Source organism: Streptomyces sp. NPDC038707, from assembly GCF_040636485.1.
Taxonomy (GTDB): domain Bacteria; phylum Actinomycetota; class Actinomycetes; order Streptomycetales; family Streptomycetaceae; genus Streptomyces.
In genome coordinates, this window is the sequence record NZ_JBEZUP010000042.1 from 24,739 (window position 1) to 44,329 (window position 19,591).

At 74.2% G+C, this 19,591-nt stretch carries 17 protein-coding genes; 12 read left to right on the forward strand and 5 right to left on the reverse strand.

Annotation, left to right across the window (positions count from 1 at the left end; translation table 11 throughout):
• Positions 1 to 491 precede the first annotated feature (491 nt).
• From AB0E62_RS35110 to AB0E62_RS35150, 9 genes are all read left to right on the forward strand, one after another.
• Positions 492 to 905 (forward strand): DUF3151 domain-containing protein, encoded by a 414-nt coding sequence (locus AB0E62_RS35110; protein ID WP_362203440.1) that lies wholly within the window; start codon positions 492 to 494, stop codon positions 903 to 905.
• 152 nt (positions 906 to 1,057) lie between these two features.
• Positions 1,058 to 1,906: a tryptophan 2,3-dioxygenase family protein gene (locus AB0E62_RS35115; RefSeq protein ID WP_362203443.1), complete on the forward strand. Its 849-nt coding sequence runs from the start codon at positions 1,058 to 1,060 to the stop codon at positions 1,904 to 1,906.
• Positions 1,899 to 3,083: a kynureninase gene (gene kynU / locus AB0E62_RS35120; RefSeq protein ID WP_362203446.1), complete on the forward strand. Its 1,185-nt coding sequence runs from the start codon at positions 1,899 to 1,901 to the stop codon at positions 3,081 to 3,083. Before AB0E62_RS35115 ends, kynU begins: the two co-directional genes overlap by 8 nt.
• A 383-nt stretch (positions 3,084 to 3,466) precedes the next feature.
• The gene (locus tag AB0E62_RS35125) at positions 3,467 to 4,381 is read left to right on the forward strand and encodes an alpha/beta hydrolase (RefSeq protein WP_362203449.1); all 915 of its coding nucleotides are present in this window, start codon (positions 3,467 to 3,469) and stop codon (positions 4,379 to 4,381) included.
• A 474-nt stretch (positions 4,382 to 4,855) separates the two neighbouring features.
• A complete protein-coding gene (locus AB0E62_RS35130) occupies positions 4,856 to 5,833 on the forward strand; it encodes an alpha/beta hydrolase (RefSeq protein WP_362203532.1) in 978 nt (325 codons plus the stop codon).
• Entirely contained in the window at positions 5,826 to 7,043 is a 1,218-nt protein-coding gene (locus AB0E62_RS35135) for an acyltransferase family protein (protein ID WP_362203452.1), read from the forward strand. The genes AB0E62_RS35130 and AB0E62_RS35135 overlap by 8 nt, the downstream gene beginning before the upstream one ends.
• A complete protein-coding gene (locus AB0E62_RS35140) occupies positions 7,036 to 8,436 on the forward strand; it encodes a histidine kinase (protein WP_362203455.1) in 1,401 nt (466 codons plus the stop codon). The genes AB0E62_RS35135 and AB0E62_RS35140 overlap by 8 nt, the downstream gene beginning before the upstream one ends.
• Positions 8,433 to 9,119, forward strand: a complete 687-nt coding sequence (locus AB0E62_RS35145) for a response regulator transcription factor (RefSeq protein ID WP_362203458.1) — start codon at positions 8,433 to 8,435, stop codon at positions 9,117 to 9,119. The genes AB0E62_RS35140 and AB0E62_RS35145 overlap by 4 nt, the downstream gene beginning before the upstream one ends.
• A 61-nt stretch (positions 9,120 to 9,180) precedes the next feature.
• Complete coding sequence (locus AB0E62_RS35150) at positions 9,181 to 10,401, forward strand: cytochrome P450 (protein ID WP_362203461.1); 1,221 nt, start codon at positions 9,181 to 9,183, stop codon at positions 10,399 to 10,401.
• A 22-nt stretch (positions 10,402 to 10,423) separates the two neighbouring features.
• On the opposite strand, the gene AB0E62_RS35155 is transcribed toward AB0E62_RS35150, so the two are convergent.
• Positions 10,424 to 11,248, reverse strand: coding sequence for a diacylglycerol kinase (locus AB0E62_RS35155; RefSeq protein ID WP_362203464.1), 825 nt, complete (start codon positions 11,246 to 11,248; stop codon positions 10,424 to 10,426).
• 212 nt (positions 11,249 to 11,460) lie between these two features.
• Here AB0E62_RS35155 and AB0E62_RS35160 point away from each other — a divergent pair, with 212 nt between their 5' ends.
• Positions 11,461 to 12,744 carry an adenylosuccinate synthase gene (locus AB0E62_RS35160; protein ID WP_362203467.1) on the forward strand — a complete coding sequence of 428 codons (1,284 nt, stop codon included), beginning with the start codon at positions 11,461 to 11,463 and terminating at the stop codon, positions 12,742 to 12,744.
• 66 nt (positions 12,745 to 12,810) lie between these two features.
• Here the strand turns inward: AB0E62_RS35160 and AB0E62_RS35165 are convergent, their stop codons facing one another.
• The 3 genes from AB0E62_RS35165 to AB0E62_RS35175 form a co-directional block, all read right to left on the reverse strand.
• Complete coding sequence (locus AB0E62_RS35165) at positions 12,811 to 13,461, reverse strand: hypothetical protein (protein WP_362203470.1); 651 nt, start codon at positions 13,459 to 13,461, stop codon at positions 12,811 to 12,813.
• 111 nt (positions 13,462 to 13,572) lie between these two features.
• Positions 13,573 to 14,268 (reverse strand): GntR family transcriptional regulator, encoded by a 696-nt coding sequence (locus AB0E62_RS35170; RefSeq protein WP_362203473.1) that lies wholly within the window; start codon positions 14,266 to 14,268, stop codon positions 13,573 to 13,575.
• Between the two features lie 125 nt (positions 14,269 to 14,393).
• Positions 14,394 to 15,749 (reverse strand): aspartate aminotransferase family protein, encoded by a 1,356-nt coding sequence (locus AB0E62_RS35175; RefSeq protein WP_362203476.1) that lies wholly within the window; start codon positions 15,747 to 15,749, stop codon positions 14,394 to 14,396.
• 219 nt (positions 15,750 to 15,968) lie between these two features.
• On the opposite strand from AB0E62_RS35175, the gene AB0E62_RS35180 reads away from it, so the two are divergent.
• Complete coding sequence (locus tag AB0E62_RS35180) at positions 15,969 to 18,170, forward strand: protein kinase (protein WP_362203479.1); 2,202 nt, start codon at positions 15,969 to 15,971, stop codon at positions 18,168 to 18,170.
• Between the two features lie 15 nt (positions 18,171 to 18,185).
• Here AB0E62_RS35180 and AB0E62_RS35185 read toward each other — a convergent pair whose 3' ends face one another.
• Positions 18,186 to 18,938 carry an SLATT domain-containing protein gene (locus AB0E62_RS35185; RefSeq protein ID WP_362203482.1) on the reverse strand — a complete coding sequence of 251 codons (753 nt, stop codon included), beginning with the start codon at positions 18,936 to 18,938 and terminating at the stop codon, positions 18,186 to 18,188.
• A 262-nt stretch (positions 18,939 to 19,200) separates the two neighbouring features.
• Between AB0E62_RS35185 and AB0E62_RS35190 the strand changes: the two genes are divergently transcribed.
• Positions 19,201 to 19,542 carry a YbaB/EbfC family nucleoid-associated protein gene (locus tag AB0E62_RS35190; RefSeq protein WP_362203535.1) on the forward strand — a complete coding sequence of 114 codons (342 nt, stop codon included), beginning with the start codon at positions 19,201 to 19,203 and terminating at the stop codon, positions 19,540 to 19,542.
• The last annotated feature ends 49 nt before the right edge of the window (positions 19,543 to 19,591 follow it).

The window sequence follows — 19,591 nt, forward strand, 5'->3', positions numbered from 1 at the left end:
GGTGTGGGGCGCGTCTGGGTCCCGGTGTGGCGTGGGCTGTTCTTGGTCCCGGCTTGGCGTGGAGTGCTTCCGGCTCCGGTGTGGTGTGGGGCGCGTCTGGGTCCCGGTGTGGCGTGGGCTGTTCTTGGTCCCGGCTTGGCGTGGAGTGCTTCCGGCTCCGGTGTGGTGTGGGGCGCGTCCGGGTCCCGGTGTGGCGTGGGCTGTTCCCGGTCCCGGCATGGCGTGGAGTGCTTCCGGCTCCGGCACGGTGTGGAGTGCTTCCGGCTCCGGCTCCGGTGTGGTGTGGGGCGTCCCCGGTCCCGGTGTGGTGTGGAGTGTCTCCGGCTCCGGCGTGGTGTGGAGTGCGTCCGGTCCCGGCGTGGTGTGGAGTGCCTCCGGCTCTGGCACGGCGTGGACCGCGTCCCGCGCCGGCACGGCGTGGCCGGGCCGTGCCGGCGCCGACGTCCGGGGCACCCCCGCGCCCCTTTGCCCCCGTGAGCCACACTGAACCCATGACGATTCACCAGAACCTTCTCGGCGGGCCGCCCCCGACCCACCTCCCCGACGACCCGGGGCCCCGCGAGGCCCTCGCGGCCGGTACCGCGCCCGCGGAGGTCGCCGCCCAGCACCCGACCTCGTCCCTAGCCTGGGCCCAGTTGGCGGACGACGCGTTCGAGCGGGGCTCGGTCGTGGAGTCGTACGCCTACGCCCGTACCGGCTACCACCGCGGCCTGGACGCCCTGCGCCGCAACGGCTGGAAGGGCCACGGCCCGGTCCCGTGGGAGCACGAGCCGAACCGCGGCTTCCTGCGCGCCCTGCACGCCCTCGCCCGCGCCGCCCGGGAGATCGGCGAGCAGGAGGAGTACGAGCGCTGCACCCAGTTCCTCGAGGACTCCTCGCCGACGGCGGCCCAGACCCTGGGCTGACCTGCGCGGACATCACCGGTGTGGCCCGTCTGGCAGCAGGCGGGCCTTGCCGTCCCCGGGGGCATTGCGGAGGATGGCGGGGTGGGGACCGGGGCCCCCGTGCCGGCATCGGCAGGGGCGGACCGCTACCCGGAGTAACACAGGAGACAGCGATGTCCCAACAGGCTCACCACCCTCACCAGGCCGCTGAGCCGGAGACCCCGAACCTGGATTTCGCGGGGACGACGCCGTACGAGGACTACGTCAAGGCGGACGTCCTCACCCACCTGCAGCACACCCTCTCCGACGACCCCGGCGAAATGGTCTTCCTGGTGACCACGCAGGTCATGGAGCTGTGGTTCACCGTGATCGTGCACGAGTGGGAGACGGCGGCCCACGCGCTCCGTTCGGACGACGTACCGACCGCGCTCGCCGCGCTGAAACGTTCCGTACGGGAGCTGGAGGCCCTGAACGCCTCCTGGAAGCCGCTCGGGCAGCTCACCCCGGCGCAGTTCAACGCCTACCGGGGCGCGCTCGGTGAGGGCTCCGGCTTCCAGTCGGCGATGTACCGGCGCCTGGAGTTCCTGCTCGGCGAGAAGTCCGCTTCCATGCTCGTACCGCACCACGGCTCCCCGCGCGTCCACGCGGAACTGGAGAAGGCCCTGCACGAGCCCAGCCTGTACGACGAGGTGCTAAGGCTCCTCGCGCGCCGCGGCCACCCGATCCCGGACGCCGTGCTGCACCGGGACGTCTCCGCCCGCTACGAGCCCTCGGAGGCCGTGGAGGCCGCCTGGACCGCGGTCTACGCGGGCGACCAGAGCGACGAACTCGCCCGGCTCGGCGAGGCGTTGACGGACGTGGCCGAGCTGGTGTGGCGATGGCGCAACGACCACCTGGTGGCCACCCGGCGCGCGATGGGCGCCAAGCAGGGCACGGGCGGCTCCGCCGGTGTGGCCTGGCTGGAGAAGCGCGCCCGCAAGAACGTGTTCCCCGAGCTGTGGACGGCGAGGTCCCATGTCTGAACTGCCCCTGTACGCGGAGAAGCTGGACGCGGAGGACGAACTCGCGCACCTGCGGGACCGGTTCGTCCTCGACGAGGCCGTGTACCTGGACGGCAACTCCCTGGGCGCCCTGCCCGCGCACGTCCCCGACCGGGTCGCGGACGTGGTCCGCCGCCAGTGGGGCGAACTGCGCATCCGCTCCTGGGAGGAGAGCGGCTGGTGGACCGCGCCGGAGCGGATCGGCGACCGGATCGCCCCGCTGGTGGGCGCGGCGTCCGGCCAGATCGTCGTGGGCGACTCGACCAGCGTCAACGTCTTCAAGGCGCTCGTCGCGGCGGTCCGCATGGCGGGCGACGGCCGGGACGAACTCCTGGTCGACGCGACGACGTTCCCCACGGACGGCTACATCGCCGCCTCGGCGGCCCGGCTGACCGGCCGCACCCTGCGCCCGGTGACCCCGGCCGAGGTGCCGGACGCGCTGACCGGCCGCACGGCCGCGGTGCTGCTCAACCACGTCGACTACCGCACCGGCCGGCTGCACGACCTCCCGGCGCTCACCGCCGCGGTCCACGCCTCCGGTGCCCTCGTGGTGTGGGACCTGTGCCACAGCGCGGGCGCGCTGCCCGTGGGGCTGGACGAGCACGGTGTGGACCTGGCGGTCGGCTGCACCTACAAGTACCTGAACGGCGGCCCCGGTTCACCGGCGTACCTGTACGTCCGCGAGGAGTTGCAGGACCGCTTCGACTCCCCGCTGCCCGGCTGGAACTCCCACGCCGAGCCGTTCGGGATGAGCCCCGGTTACGTCCCGGCCGAGGGTGCCGTGCGCGGTCGGGTCGGCACGCCGGACATCCTGTCCCTGCTGGCCCTGGAGGCCGCGCTCGACGTCTGGGACGGGGTGTCCGTCACCGCCGTCCGCGCCAAGTCGCTGGCGCTGACGGACTTCTTCCTGCGGTGCGTGGCCGCGTACACCGAGCCGGGCCGGGTGGAGTGCGTGACCCCCGAGCGGCACGCGGAGCGGGGGAGCCAGATCGCCCTGCGCTGCCCCGACGCGGGGGAGGTGATGAAACGCCTGATCGCCCGGGGAGTGGTCGGCGACTTCCGCCACCCGGACATCCTCCGCTTCGGCTTCACCCCGCTGTACGTCGGCTTCCGCGATGTGGAGCGGGCGGCTCGGGTGCTGGGGGAGGAGTTGGCTTAGGGGCGGATCGGGGTGGAGGGGGGTGGGTGGAGCGGGAGTGGAGGGGGGTGAGGTGGAGCGGGGGTGGAGGGGGGTGAGGTGGAGCGGGGGTGGAGTGGAGCGGGGGTTGGTTGGGGCGGGCCCGGGGGCGGGCGGGGACTGGGCGGCCTCGGGCGGGTCTTCACCCGGCCCGCGGACCCGCTCCGGGACTTCTCTCCAGCCCTCTAGCCCTCTCCAGCCGGCTTCTGGCCTGCCGCGTACCCGCCCTGTCCGGCGGGACCAATTCCCGCTCGTCGCGCGCGACATGCCCGTGTCCTCGCACGTCACCGGCCTGATACCGTCCCGGCCAACGGCCGTTTCCCACCTGGTCCGCCACCCCCGTTCCGTCGCTGAGAGGTTGGAGCATGCCGGACGACGCCGCAGCTGCCCGCGCCGCCGAAGAGGAGTCGGCCTTCTCGCACCCGCCGGTCGACCCCGACGTCACCGCCGCGTACGGCGACCATTCCGACCAGGTGATCGACTTCTATGCCCCCCGCCCCGGCAAGGAGACGGCCGACGGTTCCGCGGTCCCCGCCCCGTTGGTCGTAATCCTGCACGGCGGTGCCTGGCGGGCCCGCTACGACCGCCGCCATGTCACTCCGTTCGCGGACTACCTGGCCCGCAGGGGCTTCGCGGTGGCCAACGTGGAGTACCGGCGGGGAGGGGACGGGGACGGTGACGGCGGCGATGACGGCGCCGGTGGGGGGCGGGTACCGGTGGCCGGCCGCTGGCCCGACACGTTCGACGACGTCGCGGCGGCCCTTGACGCCCTGCCCGCGCTGGTCCGCGCGGCGCTTCCGCAGGCGGACGCCCGCCGTACGGTGCTGACCGGCCACTCGGCGGGCGGCCACCTGGCGCTGTGGGCGGCGGCGCGGCATCTGCTCCCGGCGGACGCGCCATGGCGTACCGACCGCCCGGCGCCGCTGCGCGGTGTCGTCGCGCTCGCGCCGATCGCGGACTTCGAGGTGGCGGAGGAGCTGGGGGTGTGCGACCACGCGGCGCGGCAACTCCTCGGCGGGCCGTCCGTGTTCGCGGAACGGCGCCCGTACGCGGACCCGGCGCTCCTGCTGCCGACGGGGATCGCCACGACCCTGGTCCAGGGGCGGGCCGACACCGAGGTGCCGCAGCAGGTGGCCGAGGCGTACGCGGAGGCGGCGGCGAAGGCGGGGGAGGTGGTCGGGCTGACGCTGCTGGAGGACGTGGGCCACTTTCCGCTGATCGACCCGGCGGCGGACGCCTGCGCGGTGGTGGCGGAGGAGATCGCCCAACTGGCCTGGTGATACCCGTAATACCTGAGAGCTACCCGCCACAACAGCTCCCTGGCGGGACGCGGGCGACACCCTCCGATCCGTAACTTCCTTCCAGTCGAGCCCGATGGCCGGGCGACCGGAAAGGAAGCCACCATGGGTCTCCGCCCGCAAGCCACGCACCCGCAGCCGCCGACGGTGATCGGCCCTCGCGGTGGCGACCCGCGCCCGGTGGTGATGGTCGCAGCGTCGGTGTGGGCGGGGGCCGTTCGTCCCACGCACCCGCACCCGCACCCGCAGCCGCAGCCGCAGCCGCCGACGGCGAACGCGCCCCGCGAGGGCCACCCGCACCCGGCGATGATGGCCGTACAGGTGGTGCGGGTGGGAAACACCCCCACAACGCACCCGCACGAGACCACGCACCCCCACCGGAACACCCACCGGACCCCACCCCCAAACCGCAACCCCTTCCCCAACCCCCGCCCCCGCCCCCGCCCCCTCCTCCGCATCCTCCTCCGCGCCCTGCTCCCCACCCTCCTCGTCACCGCCATAGTGCTCCCCCTCGCCGGCGCGGCCCGCCCAACCATCCCCGCCCCAGCCCCCGCGGTGCTCACCACCTCTCCCGCTCCCCTCACCCCCGCCGCCCTCTCCTCCGTCTACGAGGCGAACCGGAAGAACGCCGCGGAAGCCGCCCGTATGGCCGCCGCCCACGGCGACACCCACCGCGCCGCGGCCGACCGCGCCCTCGCCACCCCCTCCCGCCACCTCCTCGCCTTCGACGGCCGCGGAAACGGCCAAGTCACGGAGGTGACAGGCGACTTGGCGCACGCCCGCCACATCGCCGTACTGGTCCCCGGTTCCGACACCACCCTCGACACCTACCCCCGCTTCCACCGTGCCGCCGCGTCCCTGTACACGGCCCTCACCCACCGCCCCGCCACGAGCCGCACCCCCGAAAACACCCCCGTGGCCGTCATAGCCTGGCTCGGCTACGACACACCGGCCACGGTCAGCACCACGGTGACCACCACCACCCGAGCCGACGAAGCCGCGCCGCGCCTCCGCGCGTTCGTCCGCCGGCTGCGTGCCGCCACCCCCGCCACCACCCACCTCACCCTCCTCTGCCACTCCTACGGCTCCGTGGTCTGCGGCCGGGCCGCCCCCCGCCTCGCCGTGGACGACATCGCCCTGATCGGCAGCCCCGGCACCGGCGCGGACTCCACAGCCGCCCTGCACACCCGTGCCCGCGTCTGGGCGGCCCGCGGCACCGCCGACTGGGTGGCGCACGTCCCGCACGTCCGGGCCGGCTTCGGGACCGGCACCACCGTCGGCTTCGGCACCGACCCCGTCTCCACCCCCTTCGGCGCCCGTGTCTTCGACGCGGCCGGCACCGACCACAGCGGCTACTTCACCCCGGGCTCGGCCTCCCTCGCCAACCTGGCCCGGATCACCCTCGGCGAGACCTCGGAGGTGACCCATGCCTGAGCAGACCCGGGCCCGCGCCCCGCACCGCGCCCTGGACGCCCTCCGCCAAGGCGCCCGGCGCCTGGACAGAGCCACCCCCGCCTCCCGGGACCGCGCGGCCGACGCGCTGCGGGCACTCGCGATCCTCGGTGTCGTCCTCGGCCACTGGCTGGTCACCGCCCTGGTCTCCCGTGACGGCGCCCTGCACACCGAGAGCCCGCTGCGCCACCAGCCCTGGCTGGCCCCGGTCTCCTGGCTGTTCCAGACGCTGGCCGTGTTCTTCCTCGTCGGCGGCCATGAGGCGACCCGGAGCCTGGCCACGGCCCGGGCCGCGGGCGACTCGTACGGCCACTGGCTGCGTGCCCGCCTGACCCGGCTGCTCCGCCCGGTCACCGCCCTGCTGGTCCTGTGGACGGTGACCGCCGCCGCCCTGCTCCTCACCGGCACCTCCCTGACCACCGTCCACAGCCTGGTGAAACTCGCTCTGTCGCCCCTGTGGATCCTGCTGGTCCACGCCGCGCTGACGGCCGCCACCCCGCTCGTCGCCCGGCTCCATCCGCTCTGGCCGCTAGCCGTCGTCCTGCACGTGGACCTGCTCCGCTTCGGCCTGCACCTCGGCCCGTCCTGGCTCGGCTGGACCAACCTGGCCGCCGGCTGGCTGGTCCCTTACACCCTCGGCGCGGCCTGGGCCAGGGGCGAGCTGCGCAGCCGCCGTTCGGCCCTGGCCCTGCTGCTCGGCGGCACGGCGGCGACGGCGCTCCTCGTCGGCTGCGCGGGCTACCCGGCGTCCCTGACCGGCGTCCCCGGCAGCGCGGTCTCCCCTCTCAGCCCGCCCACTCTCGCGGCCGTCACCCTCGGCCTGGCCCAGTGCGGCCTGGCGCTGCTGCTGCGCGACCGGCTGCGCCGTGCGGCGGCCCGCCCCCTGGCCCGGTCGGCGGTCGTCCTGGTCGACCTCTCCGCGATGACGGTCTTCCTCTGGCACCAGACGGCGATGACGGCCACCACCGTCACGGGGCTCGTGGCCGGCCGCCTGCCCGGTCTGCACACCGCGCCCGACTCCCCGCTCTGGGTGGCGTACCGGCTGGCCTGGCTGCCCGTGTTCGCCGTGGCGCTGGCCCTGTGCCTGGCGGCCTTCCGCCATCGCGAGCAGGGCCCGCACCGCGCGCGCCGCCGCCCGTCCAAGGTGGTCCACCGCCATCTGCCGCCGAGGAAGTCCCCGCACCATGCCTAAAGTTGCTCCCGTGCAGCCCGAGGACCCGACCGTCACCCCCGCCGAGGGCCCTCGTACCCCGCCCCGCGCCACGGCCCGGTTCCGGGAGTGGCTGGGCGAGACCCGCACCCGTCACACGCCCCCGTACCCCCGGCACCGCTGGGCCCGCCTGCTCACCTACTTCGTCCTCGGCTGGATCGCGCTGGTCATCGCGGTGGGCGGTGGCGCCGAGGTCTCCGACTCCTACGGCCTCGCCTTCCCCGTCGCCCTCGCCACCACCGTCCTCCAGGCCGTCGCCCTGCTCCTGGCCGGCTGGCGTCCCGTTCCCGCCTGGGCGCTCTCCCTGGCCGCCGCCACCGTCACCGCCCTGCTCGCCCGCCCGCACCTGGCCGCCCTCCCGGCCGACGGCCCCGGCGCCAACTGGCCCTGGACCACGCCCACGCTGATCGCCCACATAGCGGTCTTCCTGCTGCTCGCCCTGCGCGTCCGGGTGAGCGGCGTGGTGGCCGCGCTCGCCGTGACCACCGCGGTCACCTGGGTCGTCCAGGGCGGCCTGGCGACGGGGCGCTACTCCGGCACCGGCACGCTGGCGCTGGCCCTGTGCGCCGTGGCGGCCGTCACCGGCGCCGCCCTGCGCGGCCGCCAGGAGGCCCGCAGCGAACTGGTCCAGCAGGCGACGATCACCGTGGAGGAGCGGGCCCGCCGCACGCTGCTGGAGGAGCGCAGCCGGATCGCCCGGGAGCTGCACGACGTGGTCGCCCACCACATGTCGGTGATCTCCATCCAGGCCCAGGTCGCCCCGCACCTGGTGGAGAACCCCTCCCCGGAACTGCTGGAGAACCTCTCCGGCATCCGCGCCAACGCGCTGGAGGCGCTGACCGAACTGCGCCGCGTCCTCGGGGTGCTGCGGTCCGAGCACCCGGAGAACCCCGAGGATCCCTACGGCCTGGGCGCCCCCGCCACCGGGCCGGCCCCGGACGCGCCCCAGCCCACCCTGGACCGGCTCGGCGCGCTGATGGAGAACACCCGCGCGGCGGGACTGGACGTGACCGCCGAGGTCATGGGCGCGATACGGCCCTACGCGCCGGGCGTGGAGCTGTCGGCGTACCGGATCGTGCAGGAGGCGCTGAGCAACGCCCTGCGGCATGCGCCCGGGTCCCGGGTGCGGGTCGAGGTCGGGCACCTCCCGGACGGTCTGCGGCTGGTGGTGGACAACTCCCCGCCCCGGCATCCCGTCCCGCCCTCCCCGGGCGCCGGCCACGGGCTGCTCGGCATGCGCGAGCGCGTGGCCATGCTCGGCGGCCGGCTCGTGGCGGGCGGCACCGAGGGCGGCGGCTTCAACGTCACGGCCTTCCTCCCCGGGGACGTCCCGGACCCGCCCGACCAGCGTCCGACAGGAGAACAGACCCCATGACGAGCGGTACCGGCAGCATCCGTGTCCTCATCGCCGACGACCAGCAGATGGTCCGGCAGGGCTTCACCGTGCTGCTCAACGCCCAGCGCGACATCGAGGTGATCGGCCAGGCGGTGGACGGCCGGGACGCCATCGCCCGGACCGCCGAACTGGCCCCGGACGTGGTGCTGATGGACATCCGCATGCCGGTGCTGGGCGGCATCGAGGCGACCGGCCGCATCACCGAGGACCACCCCGAGGTGAAGGTGCTGGTGCTGACCACGTTCGACCTGGACGAGTACGTGTACGACGCGCTGCGGGCGGGCGCCTCCGGCTTCCTGCTCAAGGACGCCTCCGCGGACCAGCTGGCCGAGGCGGTCCGGGTGGTGGCCGCCGGTGACGCGCTGCTGGCCCCAGGCATCACCCGGCGGCTCATCGCCGAGTTCTCCCGGCTGGACGGCGGCGGCGCGGGCCGGGGCCCGCTCAGACGGCGGGTCGGCGAGCTGACCGAGCGGGAGACGGAGGTGCTGGCCCTGATCGCGCAGGGCCTGTCGAACGCGGAGATCGCCGAGCGGCTGGTCGTGGCCGAGCAGACCGTGAAGACGCATGTGGGCCGGATCCTGGTGAAGCTGGGGCTGCGCGACCGTACCCAGGCCGCGGTCTACGCCTACGAATCCGGAGTGGTCCGCCCCGGCGCCCGCTGACCCGCGGCGCGGCCGGAGCGGAGGCTGGCCACACCGGGGCGGGCCGGGCTAGCGTCCGTTCATGGCAGCTGCTGCGGACCATGCCTTCGACCCCTGGGACCCGGCGTTCGTCGCCGACCCCTGTCCGGCCTACGCCGAGCTGCGCGCCCGCGGCCGGGTGATCCGGTACGAGCCGAGCGACCAGTGGCTGGTCCCGCACCACGCGGACGTCTCGGCGCTGCTGCGGGACCGCCGGCTCGGCCGCACCTACCTGCACCGCTTCACCCACGAGGAGTTCGGCCGTACCCCGCCGCCGCCCGAGCACGAACCGTTCCACACCCTCAACGACAACGGGATGCTGGATCTGGAGCCGCCGGACCACACCCGGATCCGGCGTCTGGTGTCGAAGGCGTTCACCCCGCGCACGGTGGAGCGACTGGCGCCGTACGTGCACGGGCTGGCGGACCGGCTGGTGGCCGCCCTGGTCGAGGCCGGCGGCGGCGATCTGCTGACGGACGTGGCGGAACCGCTGCCGGTCGCGGTGATCGCCGAGCTGCTCGGCATCCCCGAGGCGGACCGGCCGCTGCTGCGGCCGTGGTCGGCGGACATCTGCGGGATGTACGAGCTGAACCCGTCCGAGGAGACGGCGGCCCGGGCGGTGCGGGCGTCGGTGGAGTTCTCCGGCTACCTCCGGGAGCTGATCGCGCTCCGCCGCGCCGAGCCCGGCGAGGACCTGGTCTCCGCCCTGATCGCGGCCCACGACCAGGGCGAGCGCCTCACCGGGCAGGAGCTGGTCTCCACGGTGGTGCTGCTCCTGAACGCGGGCCACGAGGCGACCGTCAACGCCACGGTGAACGGCTGGCACGCCCTGTTCCGCCACCCCGGCCAACTCGCGGCCCTGCGCGCCGACCACGCTCTGGTCCCGTCCGCCGTCGAGGAGCTGCTGCGCTACGACACCCCGCTCCAGCTTTTCGAACGCTGGGTCCTGGACGACATCGAGATCGACGGCATCCGGATCCCCAGGGGCTCGGAGGTCGCCCTGATCTTCGGCTCCGCCAACCACGATCCGGCCGTCTTCGCCGATCCCGGCCGCCTGGACCTCGCCCGCGCGGACAACCCGCACATCTCGTTCGGCGCCGGTATCCACTACTGCGTCGGGGCGCCCCTGGCCCGGATCGAGCTGGCCGCCTCCCTGACGGCCCTGCTGGAGCGGGCGCCCACCCTCGCCCTCGCGGCGGAGCCGGAACGCCGTCCGAAGTTCGTGATGAGGGGACTGCGGGGCCTGCGCGTGGAGGTGCGCTGAGGCCCGCCGTCCCGCGCGGGGCTCAGTGCCCGGCGGGCAGGACCAGGCTCCAGGCGCCCTCCAGCACCCGCCAGGTCCGCCGGCGCAGCGGCCCGGACACCGTGGCGTCCGTCCGGTAGCGGAACTCCGCCCCGGTGACCGTCACCGTGCGGCCGGAGGCCAGCAGCGGGGTCGCCTCCGCGCCCACCGACAGCGGCCGGACCTCCACCGAGACCGCCCCGGCCGCGCCCGGCACCACCGACACCGCCTCCACCGGCTGGTCCGTGTCGACCACCGGTTCCCCGTCGACCTCCACCCGCAGCCGGGCGGGGCTCGGGGCGGGCGCGGAGGCCGGCCGGGCCGGGCGGGCGGCGAGCGTGCGCACCAGCGAGCGGTACCAGGGCCGGCCCGTGAGGACCGGCACCGGTGCCCCGGCCCCGGCCCGCACCGGTGCCGGCGGGATGCGCAGCGCGCCCAGCACCACGCCGTCACCGTCGTCGACCAGCAGGTCCAGCCGACGCTCCACGCCGTCCAGGACCGCCCGCGCCGCCGCCACCGCGCCGCCCGGCACCCCCAGCGACTCGGCGAGCGCGGTGTCCCCGACCGGCACCACGGACAGCGCGCACCCGGCCAGCTCGCCCCGCCGGTGCAGCAGGGTGACGGCCCGCGTCAGGGCCCGGCCGTCACCCACCACGACCGGCCGCCGCGACCCCCTGCGGTCCAGGGCGCGGGCGAATTCCTCCGGGCCGTCCGGCAGGCACAGCTTGGCCGCCGCACCCGCGCTGAGCACGTCTTTCGCGATCCGTACGGACTCCCCGTCCGCCTGCCGTGCCGCCGGATCGATGATCACCAGCAGCTGATCGGACATCGCGGAAGTCGCCACCTCGGTCCTGCCTCGCTTCCTCGGGTAGCATCTTTGTGCAAGAGCCCCTTGCGCTATTGCGCCAGGGGCTTCGTCTATTCCGGGGCATCCGGTCCGACGGTTGTGCGACCGACGACGGTCGCGGTGGTATGCGGCGCTGAACCTTACGCCCACGCCCCCGACCTTGGACATGCCCCGCCCGGAAGGGGTGTACGCGCGTGCCCGCACTTGTGCTGCTCGGTGCTCAGTGGGGTGACGAAGGCAAGGGAAAGGCGACGGATCTCCTCGGTGGTTCCGTCGATTACGTGGTGCGTTACCAGGGTGGCAACAACGCCGGCCACACGGTCGTCGTGGGCGACCAGAAGTACGCACTGCACCTGCTCCCTTCCGGAATCCTGTCGCCCGGCTGTACGCCGGTCATCGGCAACGGTGTCGTCGTCGACCCGTCGGTCCTGCTCTCCGAGCTGAGCGGTCTGAACGAGCGTGGCGTCGACACGTCCAAGCTCCTGATCAGCGGTAACGCGCACATCATCACGCCGTACAACGTGACCGTCGACAAGGTGACGGAACGCTTCCTCGGCAAGCGCAAGATCGGTACGACCGGCCGCGGCATCGGCCCGACCTACGCGGACAAGATCAACCGCGTGGGCATCCGGGTCCAGGACCTGTACGACGAGTCGATCCTCCAGCAGAAGGTGGAGGCGGCCCTCGACGTCAAGAACCAGATCCTCACCAAGCTGTACAACCGGCGCGCGATCGCCGCGGACCAGGTGGTCGAGGAGCTGCTGGGCTACGCCGAGCAGCTCCGGCCGTACGTCGCCGACACGGTGCTGGTCCTGAACCAGGCCCTGGAGGACGACAAGGTCGTGCTCTTCGAGGGCGGCCAGGGCACCCTGCTGGACATCGACCACGGCACGTACCCCTTCGTCACCTCCTCGAACCCGACCGCGGGCGGCGCCTGCACGGGCGCGGGCGTGGGCCCGACGAAGATCAGCCGTGTGATCGGCATCCTGAAGGCCTACACGACCCGTGTCGGCGCGGGCCCGTTCCCGACCGAGCTGTTCGACGAGGACGGCGAGGCGCTGCGCCGCATCGGCGGCGAGCGGGGCGTCACCACCGGCCGGGACCGCCGCTGCGGCTGGTTCGACGCGGTCATCGCCCGCTACGCCACCCGCGTCAACGGCCTGACCGACTTCTTCCTCACCAAGCTCGACGTCCTCACCGGCTGGGAGCAGATCCCGGTCTGCGTCGCCTACGAGATCGACGGCAAGCGGGTCGAGGAGCTGCCGTACTCGCAGACGGACTTCCACCACGCGAAGCCGGTCTACGAGCTGCTGCCGGGCTGGAACGAGGACATCAGCAAGGCGAAGTCCTTCTCCGACCTGCCGAAGAACGCCCAGGCGTACGTCAAGGCGCTGGAGGAGATGTCCGGCGCCCCGATCTCCGCGATCGGCGTGGGCCCGGGCCGTGACGAGACGATCGAGATCAACTCGTTCCTGTAGGACGAGCGCCCTCATGGGACGCCCTGCCGGTCCGGCCGGCAGGGTGTCTTTCCTTTTCCGCGCGGCTCAGCTGAACACGATCATCGAGCCCTGGGCCAGGGAGCGGGTCGCCGCCGCGTGCAGGCCCAGCCAGACGTGGCGTTCGCGGGCGAAGGGGCTGGGGTCGTAGGGGGCCGGGACCGCCGGTTCCTCCAGCTCCGTGGGGGCCGGGGGCGGGGCGGGGGCGGCCGGGGGGTTGGCCGGATCGATGCCGATCACGGGGGCCACGTACTGGAGTTCCCGCAGCAGGGTCTGGGAGGAGCCCAACGGGCCGCCGCCCGCGAGGAGTTCCTCGTTGGACAGCGGGTGCGGGAAGTCCACGGGGACGTAGGCGCCCGCGTGGTCGTAGTGCCAGACCAGGTGCGACTGCTGGGCCGTCGGCTCGAACATCTCCAGCAACTGCTCGTAGTCGCCGCCCAGTTCGTCCACCGGCGTCACCGGCAGGCCGCAGACCTGGAGCAGGTAGGCCCGGCGCAGGAAGTGCAGGGCGTCGTAGTCGAACCCGGCGACCGGGGCGACGTCGCCGGACAGGCCCGGCATGTACTGGTACACCGGCACCGGCGGCAGACCGGCCTCGGCCAGCGCCTTGTCGTACTGCGCGAGTTCCTCGGCGAAAGGATTGTCCGGGGTGTGGCACAACACGTCCACGAGCGGTACCAGCCACAGATCACAGGCCAAAAGAGGGCTCCTCGCATCGGCGGGCGCGCCGTCACACACGGCGGCGGGTGGTCAGGGAAGGGTAGTCGCTGCGGCCCGGGGAACGCTCCCCCGTAGGCCCGTATCAGTCGTCTACCCGCCCGCCAGGTGTTCCAGCAGTGCCAGCGAGTGCGCGCCCGCGTCGGCGACGATCGCGCGGGCCGTCTCCGCCTCGCGCCGGGCCAGCGCGTCGACCAGCTCGGTGTGCCGGTCCCAGAGCCGGCCGCGCAGCTCGGGCAGGCGCAGCAGGTGCTGCACCGCGCACACCCAGGACTGCACGCGCAGCCGGTGCAGGAAGTCGCCGAGGTAGGGGTTGCCGTACAGGGCGCTCAGTTCGCGCCAGAAGCGCAGGTCGTAGCCGATCAGGACGGTCAGGTCGCCGGCCGTGGCCGCCCGCTGGGCCTCCTCGCCGCGGCGCCGCACGGTGGCCAGCGCCGCGCCCGTGCGGGGGTCCTCCGGCGGGGTGCGGAAGGCGGGGTGCCCCTGGGTGAGGGCCTGGAACATGCCGTCGGTGACCAGGCCGCGGGCCTCGATCATGTGCCGGTAGTCGGTGACCGAGTACTCGGGCACGCGGAAGCCGCGGTGCTGGTCGGCCTCCAGGATGCCCTGCGCGGACAGGTCGACCAGCGCCTCGCGGACCGGTGTGGCGGAGACGCCGTACTGGTCGGCTATCTCCTTGACGGTGAACGCCCGGCCCGGGCGCAGCCGGCCCCCCAGCACCTCGTCACGGAGCGCGTCCGCGATCTGCTGGCGAAGGGTGCTGCGCGTCACGGGGCCGTTGCCGGGCATGCTCCGTGCCTCTCCTCACACGTCCGGGTGCGGTGCTCGCGGGACCCGCGACGGCCGCGGGTCCCTCTTTCTCACGAGCACGTCACCTTACGCGTTCGAACAGGTGGACGGCAGCCGTGGCGCGGTCACACGGTGTGTTCGTCGGCGGCGGTCAGCGCGGCGTCGAGGGCGGCCAGGCCCTCCTTCAGCTCGGCCTCGGTCGCGGTGCACGGCGGGGCGACGTGGGTGCGGTTCATGTTCACGAACGGCCACAGGCCGTGCCGCTTGGCGGCGGCGGCGAAGGCGGCCATGGGGGCGTTCGCCTCGCCGGTCGCGTTGTACGGCACCAGCGGCTCGCGGGTCTCCCGGTCACGCACCAGCTCCAGCGCCCAGAACATGCCCGTGCCGCGCACCTCGCCGACGCTCGGGTGGCGGGCGGCCAGCTCGGCGAGGCCCGGGCCGACGACGCTCTCGCCGAGCCGCCTGGCGTTCTCCACGACGCCCTCCTCCGCCATCACGTTGATCGTGGCGACGGCGGCGGCGCAGGCCAGCGGGTGACCGGAGTAGGTGAGGCCGCCGGGGTAGGGGCGCTTGCCGAAGGTCTCGGCGATCTCCTGTGAGATGGCGACACCGCCGAGGGGCACGTAACCCGAGTTCACACCCTTGGCGAAGGTCATCAGGTCGGGGACGACCCCGAACAGGTCCGCCGCGAACCACTCGCCGGTCCGGCCGAAGCCGGCCATGACCTCGTCCAGGATGAAGACGATCCCGTACTTGTCGCACAGCTCGCGCACACCGGCCAGATAGCCGGGCGGCGGCACCATGATCCCGGCGGTGCCCGGGATGGTCTCCAGGATGATCGCGGCGATGGTCGCCGGCCCCTCGAAGACGATCGTCGTCTCCAGGTGCTCCAGCGCCCGGGCGCACTCCTGCTCCTCGGTCTCGGCGTAGAAGCGGGAGCGGTAGAGGAACGGCGCCCAGAAGCGGGCGACCCCGTTCGAGCCGCTGTCGTTCGCCCAGCGGCGCGGGTCGCCGGTGATGTTCACCGCCTGCTGGGTGCCGCCGTGGTACGAGCGGTACGCCGAGAGGACCTTCGGGCGGCCGGTGTGCAGCCGGGCCATGCGCACCGCGTGCTCCACGGCGTCCGCGCCGCCGTTGGTGAAGAAAATCTTGTCCAGGTCGCCGGGGGTCCGCTCGGCGATCAGCCGGGCCGCCTCCGAGCGGGCCTCGACGGCGAACGCGGGCGCGAAGGTGGTCAGCTTCGCGGCCTGCTCCTGGATCGCCGCGACGACCTTGGGGTGCTGGTAGCCGATGTTGGTGAAGACGAGCCCGCTGGTGAAGTCCAGATAGCGCGTGCCGTCGTAGTCCCAGAAGTACGACCCCTCGGCGCCGGCGACGGCGAGCGGGTCGATGAGGTCCTGCGCGGACCAGGAGTGGAAGACGTGCGCGCGGTCGGCGGCCTTCACGGCGGCACCGGCTTCGGGGCTGGGCTGAGGGGTCATGCCGGTGAGGGTAAATGTCCGCGATGCGGAAGGCATATCGGCGTCTTGTTCCGTGGACGGGGAGAATCCGCGACAGGTTGTCGACGCGGGGCGCGGTGTGGCCGGATTGCGGTGCGGCCGGGCCCCGTCGCGCGGTCGTGGCACCGGCGCCCGGGCCCGGTGTCCCACCGGCGCACTATTCTCGGCGTTGCATACCTATGGGGGGAAGGCGGCGCGGGGATGGAGAAGCTGGGACCGGGGGATCCGCCGGCGATCGGGGCCTACCGGCTGCTGGCACGGCTCGGCGCGGGCGGCATGGGGCACGTGTACCTGGCCCGGTCGGAGCGGGGGCGGACCGTCGCCGTGAAGCTCGTCCGCGCGGAACTGGCCGAGCGGGAGGAGTTCCGGGCGCGGTTCCGCCAGGAGGTGGGCGCCGCCCGCCGGGTCGGCGGGTACTGGACCGCGCCGGTGCTGGACGCGGACACCGAGGCCGCCGTGCCCTGGGTGGCGACCGGGTACGTGGCCGGGCCGAGCCTCCAGCAGGTGGTCGGGCACGACCACGGGGCGCTGCCCGAGCGGTCGGTACGGATCCTGGCGGCGGGACTCGCGCAGGCGCTGGCGGACATCCACGCGGCCGGGATCGTGCACCGGGACCTCAAGCCGTCGAACGTGCTGGTGACCATCGACGGGCCGCGCGTGATCGACTTCGGGATCGCGCGGGCGCTGGAGACGGCGACGCCGGGCGAGGAAGGGCTCACCCGCACCGGGGCGCTGGTCGGGTCGCCCGGGTTCATGGCGCCCGAGCAGGTGCGCGGGGACCCGATCACGCCCGCGTGCGACGTGTTCTGCCTCGGCTCCGTGCTCGCCTACGCGGCCACCGGGTCGCTGCCCTTCGGGACCGCCGACAGCGGGGTCCACGCGCTGATGTTCCGCATCGCCCAGGAGGAGCCGGACCTCACCGGCGTGCCGGAGGGCATCGCCGACCTCGTACGGGACTGCCTGCGCAAGGACCCGGCGAGCCGGCCCGCGCCGCAGGAGATCCTGGAGCGCACCGGGGTGGAGGACACCGTCACCGGCGGCCGCTCCCGCGACCCGTGGCTGCCCAGTGCCCTGGTGGCCCAGCTCGGCCGCCACGCCGTGCGGTTGCTGGAGGCGGAGAGTCCGGAGGCCGGCGGGGGAGCGCCGGGGCCGGCGGATCACGGGGCGGCGGGCGCGTCCGCCGGTGCGCCGAACGGGTCCGGCGGGTCGCACGGGAACGGTGTGCTGAACGGCCTGCCCGCCGGGGGTGCCGGTGCGCATCAAGGGGGGCCCGGCGCGCCGCAGGTACCCGGCAACCCGCCGCACGGGCCCGGTGCGCCGAACGGGTCCGCCCCTTCTGGCGACGGCGCGCACGAGGGGTCCGACGGGGCTGCCGGAGCCGGGGTGTCCCACGGGTCCGGTGCCTTCGCGGGAACCCCGGGTGCGCGGCCCGGGCCGGGCACCCCCGCGAGTTCCGGTGTGCCGCACGGGGCCGGGGTGTCCTTCATGGCCGCGGGCGGGTCGCCCGAGCACGCCCCCGTCTCCGACGGCGGAACCCCCGCGCCCGTCGACCACCTGCCCACCGCCGTCACCCCCGCGGCTCCGCCGCCGCCCACCGCGCCCCCGGCGCCCTACGGCTTCGGCCCCGCGTACGGCGCTCAGGGACCGCAGCCCTATCCCCAGCCGCACCCGCACCCCACCGGCTACGGCTATCAGCAGCAGGCCGGTGCCGGTGCCTGGGGCGGGGTGCGGCAGCCGTATCCCGTCCAGGCCGGCGGACTCGGCGCCACACCGCCGTACGGTCCGGCGGACCCCGGCGGGCCGGAGGAGCCGGAGCGGCGCAGCGGCCGGTCCACCGCGCTGCTCGTGCTGATCGCGCTGGTCGTGGCGGTGGGCGCGGGCGGCTCGGTGTACGCGCTGATGAAGAACGGCGGCGGGACCGACGCGAAGGCCGGCGGCACGGCCGGTACGGCCCCCGCCCACGGCACCGCGCCCCCGGCCGGCTCGGCGCCGCCGCCCGCCACCTCGGCCGCGCCCACCCCGAGCGCCTCGAAGACGCCGGCCGCCGGGGCGATACCGGACGCCTACCTGGGCACCTGGCGGGCGGCCATCGGGGGCGAGAGCGGCACCGGCATCCGCGAACTGACCATCCGGCAGGGCGAGGTGGGGGACACCGTGCTGACCCTGGTCGCGGACGGGCCGACCGAGGGCGGCGGGTCGTACCACTGCGTCTTCGAGGCCGAGCTGGCCGGGGCGCCCGGCGGGGACGGGCCGCTGGAGATCGGTCCGTCCACCGTCACCACCGGGGAACCGGCCTCCTCCTGCACCCCGGGCGAGGCCACCGAGGTCACCCTGCTGCCGGACGGCAGGCTGGAGCGGACCAAGGCGAGCGGCGGGGAGAGCCTGACGTACAGCAAGCGGTGACGGCCCCGGGGGCCGTCACCGCGGTTCCGGGGGGCGCTGTCTCGGCATGTTCGGGCGGCTGCCGTTCGCCGGGGGCAGCGGGAAACGCGCCCCGCCCGCTCCGCCCGCGTCCTGCCGGGGCACCGTGACCAGCGCCGTCTGGATGCCCAGCGGGGCCGGGCCGGTGCGGAACTGCACCATCCAGTCGGTGGTCTCCGTGCGCACCAGCTCCGCGATGTCCTCGCAGAAGCGCCGCAGCACCGCCAGGCACCGCTCGGCCGCCTCGCTCGCCGTGCCCTCCGCCGGGCCCAGCACCTCCCGCACGCTCTCCGACGCCCAGTCGAACTGCAGGGCCTGGAGCCGCCGGTGCACCGCCTGGGCCGTGGCCACGTCCCGCATCCAGCCGGACGTGCACCCGAAGAACCGGTCGACGCCCACGCCGGCGCCCGCGAGCAGCAGCGCCAGGCAGCCCCACGGCGCCACCCCGGCGGCCACCCCGGTGAGGTCCAGCAGCGGCAGCGCCGCCCCGGCCACCGCCCCGGCCGCCGTCGTGACCCGCAGCGCGCGCGCCCCGCGCCGCTTCCAGAGCCGGTCCCGCAGGTACCAGGCCGCCGTCTCCAGCCCCCGGCGCTCCACCCACCGGTACAGCTCGTCCAGCCGCTCGGCGGGTTCGCCCCAGTCCCCGAGCGGAAACGTCCGCCCGGTCAGCTCGCCCGGCCGCAGCCCGGCCGCACCCTCGCCCCGCCCGTCCTGAGGCGGACCCTCGGGCTGCATCTCCGGCTGACCCACCCGGCACTCCCTACTGATCACGACCGGTCGCGTTGCGTGACATTCCATGCCGACGCGCGGCCCCCTTCCTACCGCCCAACGGGTGGCGGAGAGGGAGGTTTCCCCGTTTTTCCGCCCGGAAGAGGGCCTTGATCAGGTATAGGACAGCCGTCTCTCTCACCCGAAAGAGTGGCAGGGCAGCGGCCGCGTGGACCACGTAGGCTCGTTGACGACTGAGAAAAACGTCGGAGACGACAATCCGGAAGACGGCGAGGAGCTGATCGTGATCCCCGGTGGCCAGCCCAACATGCAGCAGTTGCTCCAGCAGGCCCAGAAGATGCAGCAGGACCTGGCGCGGGCGCAGGAGGAACTGGCGAACACCGAGGTCGACGGGCAGGCGGGCGGCGGCCTGGTGCGGGCCACCGTCACCGGCGCCGGCGAGCTGCGGGCGCTGAGGATCGACCCGAAGGCGGTGGACCCGGAGGACACCGAGACCCTCGCCGACCTGATCGTGGCGGCCGTCCAGGCGGCCAACCAGAACGCGCAGACGCTCCAGCAGCAGAAGCTCGGCCCGCTGGCCCAGGGGCTGGGCGGCGGCAGCGGCATCCCGGGCCTGCCGTTCTGACCCGCTTCGCCGCACCGCCTTCCGGGCGGAGGCGGAAGACAACTACCGT